At 71.4% G+C, this 7,483-nt stretch carries 7 protein-coding genes and 1 pseudogene; 6 read left to right on the forward strand and 2 right to left on the reverse strand.

What is annotated here, in order from left to right; translation table 11 throughout:
* Together NZH93_RS48510 and NZH93_RS48515 are read left to right on the forward strand one after the other, a co-directional pair.
* Nucleotides 1–603 carry a TetR/AcrR family transcriptional regulator gene (locus NZH93_RS48510; protein WP_259630167.1) on the forward strand — a complete coding sequence of 201 codons (603 nt, stop codon included), beginning with the start codon at nt 1–3 and terminating at the stop codon, nt 601–603.
* Nucleotides 604–770: 167 nt separating this feature from the next.
* On the forward strand, nt 771–2,324 hold the full coding sequence (locus NZH93_RS48515; RefSeq protein ID WP_259630168.1) for an extracellular solute-binding protein: 1,554 nt from the start codon (nt 771–773) through the stop codon (nt 2,322–2,324).
* On the opposite strand, the gene NZH93_RS48520 is transcribed toward NZH93_RS48515, so the two are convergent.
* Both NZH93_RS48520 and NZH93_RS48525 read right to left on the reverse strand, forming a co-directional pair.
* Nucleotides 2,325–2,684, reverse strand: coding sequence for a VOC family protein (locus NZH93_RS48520; RefSeq protein WP_259630169.1), 360 nt, complete (start codon nt 2,682–2,684; stop codon nt 2,325–2,327).
* Between the two features lie 20 nt (nt 2,685–2,704).
* Nucleotides 2,705–3,163: a peroxiredoxin gene (locus tag NZH93_RS48525; protein ID WP_259630170.1), complete on the reverse strand. Its 459-nt coding sequence runs from the start codon at nt 3,161–3,163 to the stop codon at nt 2,705–2,707.
* 105 nt (nt 3,164–3,268) lie between these two features.
* Here NZH93_RS48525 and NZH93_RS48530 point away from each other — a divergent pair, with 105 nt between their 5' ends.
* The 4 genes and pseudogenes from NZH93_RS48530 to NZH93_RS48545 form a co-directional block, all read left to right on the forward strand.
* The gene (locus tag NZH93_RS48530; protein ID WP_259630174.1) at nt 3,269–4,186 is read left to right on the forward strand and encodes a LacI family DNA-binding transcriptional regulator; all 918 of its coding nucleotides are present in this window, start codon (nt 3,269–3,271) and stop codon (nt 4,184–4,186) included.
* A 126-nt stretch (nt 4,187–4,312) separates the two neighbouring features.
* On the forward strand, nt 4,313–6,208 hold the full coding sequence (gene malQ, locus NZH93_RS48535; protein WP_259630171.1) for a 4-alpha-glucanotransferase: 1,896 nt from the start codon (nt 4,313–4,315) through the stop codon (nt 6,206–6,208).
* A gap of 100 nt (nt 6,209–6,308) precedes the next feature.
* Nucleotides 6,309–6,647 carry a hypothetical protein gene (locus NZH93_RS48540; protein WP_259630172.1) on the forward strand — a complete coding sequence of 113 codons (339 nt, stop codon included), beginning with the start codon at nt 6,309–6,311 and terminating at the stop codon, nt 6,645–6,647.
* Nucleotides 6,648–6,751: 104 nt separating this feature from the next.
* Nucleotides 6,752–7,483 (forward strand): annotated as a pseudogene (locus NZH93_RS48545) (glycogen debranching enzyme); the annotation flags it as partial.

A 7,483-nucleotide genomic window follows, 5' to 3' on the forward strand; every position in this document is an offset into this window, starting at 1 on the left:
GTGGCGCGCCGCGGAGGCGTCGGCGAGCTGAGCCGGACGGAGAACCGGATCATGGCCGCCGCCGTGCGGCTGTTCGCCGCCAAGGGCTTCGACGCGACGACCGTGCAGGAGGTCGTGGCGGCCGCCGAGGTCACCAAGGGCGCGCTCTACCACTACTTCGGGTCGAAGGACGACCTGCTGTACGAGATCTACCGGTCGCTGATCGGCAGGCAGATGGCGGAGCTGGACCGGATCGTGGCGCTGCGCCTCGACCCGGCCACCACCGTCCGCGAGATCATCGTGAGCCTGGTCGAGACGACGGCGTCGAGCGTCGACGAGACCGCCGTGTTCATGCGCGAGATGCACCGGCTGGACGCCGACCTGATGGCGTCGTTCCGCGCCGAGCGCAGGCGCTACCACGAGACGTTCCGCGCGGTCGTCGAACAGGCGCAGGCGAGCGGCCGGTTCAGCACCGTCGTGCCTGCGGAGACCGCCGTGCTGATCGCGCTCGGCGTCATCAACCAGCTCCCCACCTGGTACCGGCCCGACGGGCCGAAGTCGCCCGCGCAGCTCGGCGGGGAGATCGCCGACTTCGTGCTCGCCGCCCTGCGCACCGCCGGGTAGCCGCCCGTTGGGCCCTCCGGGTGAAACCTCGACCCCCGTGGAGCGGATCGTCACCTTGCCACGTCCTGTTGTCGATACCGTTCCCGGCGACCGCCTGACCGGGATCGGGGGATCCCGGTGTCCTTCCGCGCCGTGGCGGACCAGCAGGTGTGAAGGGTGTGGGGGAAGTGTCCGAACCCGCGGGACAATGGAGTCCTCGCAAGAAGATCGGCTACATCGCCTTCGTGGTCGGGATGGTCGTGGTGATCACCTCGGCGTCCGCGTACATGGTGACGGCGGTGGACCGGCGGTGGACCCCCGGCTCGATCGCGCTCACGGTGGTCAGCGGGATCATGGTGGTCGTCTCCGGCATCTGCATCAACGTCCTGCCGAAGACCGTCACCACGATCTGGCGCAACCCGGAGCGACTGCCGGCGCCTGGTGACCCGCGCTGGCTGCTGAGGGTGCTGACGAAGCCCTTCCGGGTGTTGCTGATCCTGGCCACGGTGGTGGTCATCGTGGCGGTCGGCATCGCCGCGATCCCGCCCGCGACCGGCTTGGAGCCGGGGCCGATCAGGGTGATGACCGCGTTCGGCGAGGGCGCGAGCGACCCCAGGACCGTCCTGTTCCGGCAGTGGTCCCAGTCCCACCCGGACAACCCCGTGCAGGTCGAGTTCGTGCAGGGGGAGACCGACCAGCAGTACGAGCGGATGGTCAACGACGCGAAGCCGGGCGGTGAGCACAAGGCCGACCTCTACGTCCTCGACCTGGTCTGGATGCCGCAGTTCGCCGCCAACGGGTACGTGCGCGAACTCGACCGGGCCAGCATCTCCGAGACCGACCGCAGCGACTTCACCCCGAGCGTCCTGGACACGTGCGCGTGGGACGGGAAGCTCTACGGCCTGCCGTTCAACACCGACGCCGGGCTGATCTTCTACCGCACCGACGTGCCCGGTGTCGCGAAGCCGGACACCTGGGACGACTACTTCGGCGCGTCGGCCAAGGCGGAGGCCGCGGTCGCGAAGGCGGGCCCGTACGGGGTCAAGGCGGCGAACGCGGCGCAACTCGCGGACGAGGAGGTCCTCACCGTCACGGCGCTGGAGGCCATCTGGGCCGCGGGCGGGAAGATGGTGACGGTGAACGGCGACCTGACGCTCAACCCGGACGGGACCGAGGTCGCGCTGGGCGCGGAGGACCTGAAGGGCATCGAGAACCTCGCGCTGGCCGCTAAGGACCCGGACCTCGTGCTCACCGAGAACGACACAGCGGCCAAGTCCGCCGAGAGCGGCGCGCTCGACTCGTTCCGCTCGAAGACGACCCTCTACATGCGGAACTGGCCCGTCGCGGCGGACAGCCTGGGCAAGAGCGTCGAGTTCGCCGTCGCGGCCCCGCCGACGTCGAGCGTGCTCGGCGGCCAGAACCTCGCCATCGCCTCGTCGACGGACAAGCCCCGCGCCGCGCGGGCGTTGGCGGACTTCCTCACCAGCCCGTCGAGCCAGTTGATCCTGTCCGACATGGGCTCGTTCGCGCCGACCCGGCAGTCCACCTACCGCTTCAGCGAGCGGACCGACGTCAACGAGGTGCGGGCGGCGGTCGAGCGGGCGCGCCCCCGCCCGATCACCCCCCACTACACCCGGTTCAGCCAGGTGTTCCGGACGGGCATCCTGCGTGCGCTCAACAACGGCGGCAAGGTCGAGGAGAGCTTCGCCCGCGACCTCGTCGAGGCCTGGAACGGCCGCTGATCACTCCCAGGTCAGGCAGAACGGGTGCCCGGCCGGGTCCGTGAACACCTGGAAGCCGTCGCCGCTCGCGTCCAGCCGCCGCCCGCCGAGTTCGGTGATCCGGCTGGTGGCCGCGTCCAGTTCGTCGTGCGGTATCCGCAGGTCCAGGTGGAACTGCTGCGACCCCTTCGGGTCCGGGAACGTCGGCGGCTCGTGCTCCGGGGCGAGCTGGAACGCGAACCGCCGACCCCCGTCGTCCACCACGACGGCCCAGTCGTGGTCGTTGTCGGTGACCTTCCCACCGAGCAGCTCGGCGTAGAAGGCGGCCAGTGCGCGGGGGTCGCGGGTGTCGACGACCACCGACCTCAGTTGTCCGATCATGGCGGGCCGGGTACCCGGGATCAGGCCTTGGCATGCTCCCGCAGCGCGACGAGCGCCTTGTCGGCGTGGCTGTTCATGCCGAACTCCGACTTCACGACCTCGACCACGCGGCTGTCGGCGCCGATCACGAACGTGTGCCGCTTCACCGGCAGCGGGCCGAAGCGGCGCTTCACGCCGAAGACCTCCGCGACCTCGCCCTCCACGTCGGACAGCAGCGGGTAGTCGAACGAGTTGAGGTCGGAGAACTGCTTCTGCCTGCTGACGGAGTCGGTGCTGATGCCGACCCGCTGCGCCCCGACCTCCTGGAACTCCGCGGCCAGGTCGCGGAAGTGGCAGCTCTCGGCCGTGCAGCCGCCGGTCATCGCGGCCGGGTAGAAGAACAGCACGACCGGCCCGTCCGCCAGCAGGGCCGACAGCGTGCGCGAGGCGCCGTGCTGGTCGGGGAGGGTGAAGTCGGGGACGAGATCGCCGGTCTTCATGGGGTGGGGTGTCCTTCCGCGTACGACTGGTGTCGTGGGGTGTTCGGCGAAACCCCACCGTACGGTTCTCAGTAGGCTCGTGATCAGGAGGTGGACGTGACCAGCATGTCCGACGTGGCACGCGCCGCAGGCGTGTCCGCCGCGACGGTGTCCCGCGCGCTGCGGGGCGAGCCCGGCGTGTCCGAGGCGACGCGGCGGTACGTCACCGAGGTGGCGAAGCGGATGCGGTACGCCATCGCCAGGGACGCGTCCAGCCTGGCGGGTGGCCGCCGGTACGCGATAGCGGTGCTGACCGGCGACGTCGGCCGCGGCGACCTGCTGGCGGGCGCCGAGGGCGCGCTGCGGCAGGCCGGGTTCGACGTGCTGCTCTACGTGCTCGGCGACGAGGGCTCGCGGTCCGGGTTCTTCGAGGACGTGCCGCTCGGGCGCCGGGTGGACGGCGTGCTGGCCCTGTCGATCACCCTGGCCGAGTCGGAGTCCGCCGCGCTGGCCGAACTGGGCGTGCCGGTGCTGACCGTGGACGACGGCGACCTGCGCAGCGCGCTGCGCCTCGCGGTGGGCCACCTGATCGACCTCGGCCACCGCGACATCGCGCTGGTGCTGGCGGTCGGCGTGGACGAGTCCTACGACGAGGTCCTGGTCGCGCAGGGCCTGGAGATCCGCCCGGAGTGGACGCTGTGGTCGTCGCCCACCGTCGTCGGCGGCGAGCAGGTCGCGGACGCGCTGCTGGACGGCGAGCGGTTGCCGACCGCGGTGATCAGCGCGAGCGGCGAGGTGGCGCTCGGCGTGTTCATGCGGCTGCGCCGCGACGGCCGCCGGATCCCGGAGGACCTGTCGCTGGTCAGCCTGGACGGCCAGGACCTCACCCGCGCGGTCGGCATCACCGCCGTCGAGGGCGCCCTGCGCGAGGAGGGCGAGCAGGCGGTGGCCGAGCTGCTCGGCAGCATCCGCGGAGATGGGGAATCATCGGTGCACGAGCTGTCGTGGCAGTTGGCGGTCAGGGAGTCGACCGGCAGGGCATGACGCACCGTCACGGAGCACACCACCACCCGTCCGGCCTGACACGACGCACTGAATTAGCTGCGCCCTTCGGGTGACCAGGCCGTGCCGCCCTGGCTTCGGCGGCACCCATGAGAGAAAGCTGACCGCGTGGACGACGAGTTGGCCGCACTGGCCGAGGCACACGGCGTGGCCACCCGTTATGAGGACGCAGGGCAGCGCTGGGTCGACGTCGATCCCCCGGTCGTCGTAGCGGTGCTCGCCCAGTTGGACGTGGACGCCTCGACGCCGGAGGCCGTGCGCGCCGCGCTGGCCGCCGTCACCGACGCCCCGGACGCGCTGCCCGCCACGGTCGTCGTGCGCGCGGGCGAGGTGCTCGACCTGGGGCGCCCGGCGACGGTCGTCCTGGAGGACGGCGGCGAGGTCGAACTGCCCGCCGAACTGCCGCTGGGCTACCACCGGACCGGCGCGACGACGGTGATCGTCACGCCCGACCGGCTGCCGTCCGTGCCCAGGGCCTGGGGCTGGATGGTGCAGCTCTACGCGCTGCGGTCGCGGGAGTCGTGGGGGATGGGCGACTACGCCGACCTGGCGACGATCGCGCGCCGCTCCAGCGTGGAGCTGGACGCGGGCGTGCTGCTGGTCAACCCGGTGCAGGCGATCAGCCCGACGCACCCGGTGGAGCGCTCGCCGTACTCGCCCGCGAGCCGCCGCTACCAGAACCCGATCTACCTGCGGGTCACCGCGACCGCCGCCTACGCGAACGCCGACCAGGCGACCCGCGCGGCCATCGAGGACCTGCGCCCGGACAACGCCACCGAGCTGATCGACTACGACGCCGTGTGGAGCGCGAAGGCCGCGGCGCTGGAACTGCTCTGGCCGTTCCACACCGAGCGGGTCGACCTGGCCGCCGATCCCGCGCTGCGCGACTTCGCCACGTTCTGCGCGCTCGCCGAGCGCCACGGCCCGGACTGGCGGACCTGGCCGGAGGCGCTGCGCGACCCGGAGACGGCGCTGGCCGACCCGGAGCGGGTCGAGTTCCACGCCTGGCTCCAGGAGCTGTGCCGCGCCCAGCTCGACGACGTGCGGCTGGCCGCGCACGAGTCCGGCATGGCCGTCGGCGTCATCCACGACCTGCCGGTCGGCGTGCACCCCGGCGGCGCGGACACGTGGGCGCGGCGCGACACGTTCGCGCCGAACGTGACCGTGGGCGCCCCGCCGGACGCGTTCAACCAGCAGGGCCAGAACTGGGGTCTCCCGCCGTGGCGGCCGGACCGGCTCGCCGCGCTGGGCTACGCGCCGTTCCGCGAGATGCTGCGGAGCGTCCTGCGGCACGCGGACGGCATCCGGGTCGACCACGTCGCCGGGCTCTGGCGGCTGTGGTGGATCCCGCCGGGCGAGTCCGCGGACCGCGGCACGTACGTGCGCTACGACGCCGAGGCGATGCTGGGCGTGCTGGCGCTGGAGGCGCACCGGGCGGGCGCGGTCGTCGTGGGCGAGGACCTGGGCACGGTCGAGGACGAGGTGACCGAGACGCTGCACGAACGGGGCATGCTCAGCTCCGCCGTGCTGTGGTTCCAGCGCGACTACGACGAGCCGGGCCACCCGCTCGTGCCGCCGGAGAAGTGGACGTCGTCGGCGATGGCCAGCATCTCGACGCACGACCTGCCGACCGTCGCCGGGTTCCTCGCCGCCGAGCACGTTCGGGTGCGGGCCGAACTGGGGTTGTTTGAGGGGCCCGTCGACGGGGAATACAGCGCTGCGGAGCTGGAACGCCACCAGCTCGTCGAGCTGATGACCCAGGAGGGTGTGCCCACGGATGACCTCGTCGCCGCGTTCCACACCCTGCTCGCGAAAGCGCCGTCGGTGCTGCTGCTGACGTCGCCGCAGGACGCGCTCGGGGAGATCCGGCAGCCGAACCTGCCGGGCACGGTCGACCAGTACCCGAACTGGCGCATCCCGCTGCCCGTGACGCTGGAGGAGTTCTTCGCCGACGAGCACGTGCGCGCCGTCGTCGCCGCGCTGGCTGGAGGACCAGGCCGATGAGCCGAAACAAGCGTGTTACCGCGGGTCACGTGCCTGCGGAGTATCGTCAGCTCGTCACCCGAGGAGCGTTCCGCCCAATGGTTGGAGGTGGCATTCCCCAGTGAACACCGAGGTCGTATCCCGGACGGGTACTTTGCCCGGAGAACTGGTCACCGCCGTGCACCCCACGGAAGCCCTGGAGATCGCCGTCGAGCAGGTGCTCGCCGCTGTTCGCCCGGCTGTCCTCACCGATCCGGTGTCCGGTGCGCTGCGTGCCGAGGAGTCGCTGCGCAGCGCGCTGCGCGGCACCGACCACGGCACCGACGGAGCCCTGGAGCAGGCGATGGCCTGCGCGGAGGCGGCGTGCGAGCACCTCCACTACTGCGAGCTCCAGGAGGCCCGCCTGCTCCTGGTAGCCGCGCGAGGCCAACTGGTCCGCGCCAACGCCCAGCGGTCCTGAGCCGACTCGGGTAGCCGAACCCCACCAAGACCGCCACGCTCCCCGGCCGTCCCACGTCGACCTACCTCGACGGGCGGACCGGGTTGCCTGCTGAGGAGATCTAGTTGCGGCCCTGGCCAGGAACCCCCTACCCGCTCGGCGCCACGTACGACGGCGTCGGCACCAACTTCGCCCTCTTCTCGGAGGTCGCCGACGAGGTCGAGCTGTGCCTCTACGACGAGGACGGCAAGGAGACCCGCGTCAGGCTCCCCGAGGTGGACGGCTTCGTCCACCACGGGTACCTGATCGGCGTCGGCCCCGGCCAGCACTACGGCTACCGGGTGCACGGACCGTACGAGCCGGACAACGGCCCGCGCTGCAACCCGAACAAGCTGCTGATCGACCCGTACGCCAAGGCCATCTCGAACGGCGTGGAGTGGGACGAGTCGCTGTTCGGGTACCCGTTCGGTGAACCGGACCAGCGCAACGACCAGGACTCGGCCCCGTACGTGCCGAAGTCGGTCGTGGTGAGCCCGTTCTTCGACTGGTCGAACGACCGGGCGCCGAAGACGCCGTACAACGAGACGGTGATCTACGAGGCCCACGTGCGCGGCCTGACGATGAACCACCCGGAGATCCCGCAGCGCCTGCGCGGCACGTACGCGGGCATCGCGCACCCCGTGGTCATCGACCACCTCACCAAGCTCGGCGTGACGGCGATCGAGCTGATGCCCGTGCACCAGTTCATCACCGACCACGGGCTGGCCGAGAAGGGCCTGCGCAACTACTGGGGCTACAACACCATCGGGTTCTTCGCCCCGCACGACCTGTACGCGGCGATGCCGGAGCAGGCGAAC

It is taken from the genome of Umezawaea endophytica (assembly GCF_025061645.1).
GTDB classification, from domain to species: Bacteria; Actinomycetota; Actinomycetes; order Mycobacteriales; family Pseudonocardiaceae; genus Umezawaea; species Umezawaea endophytica.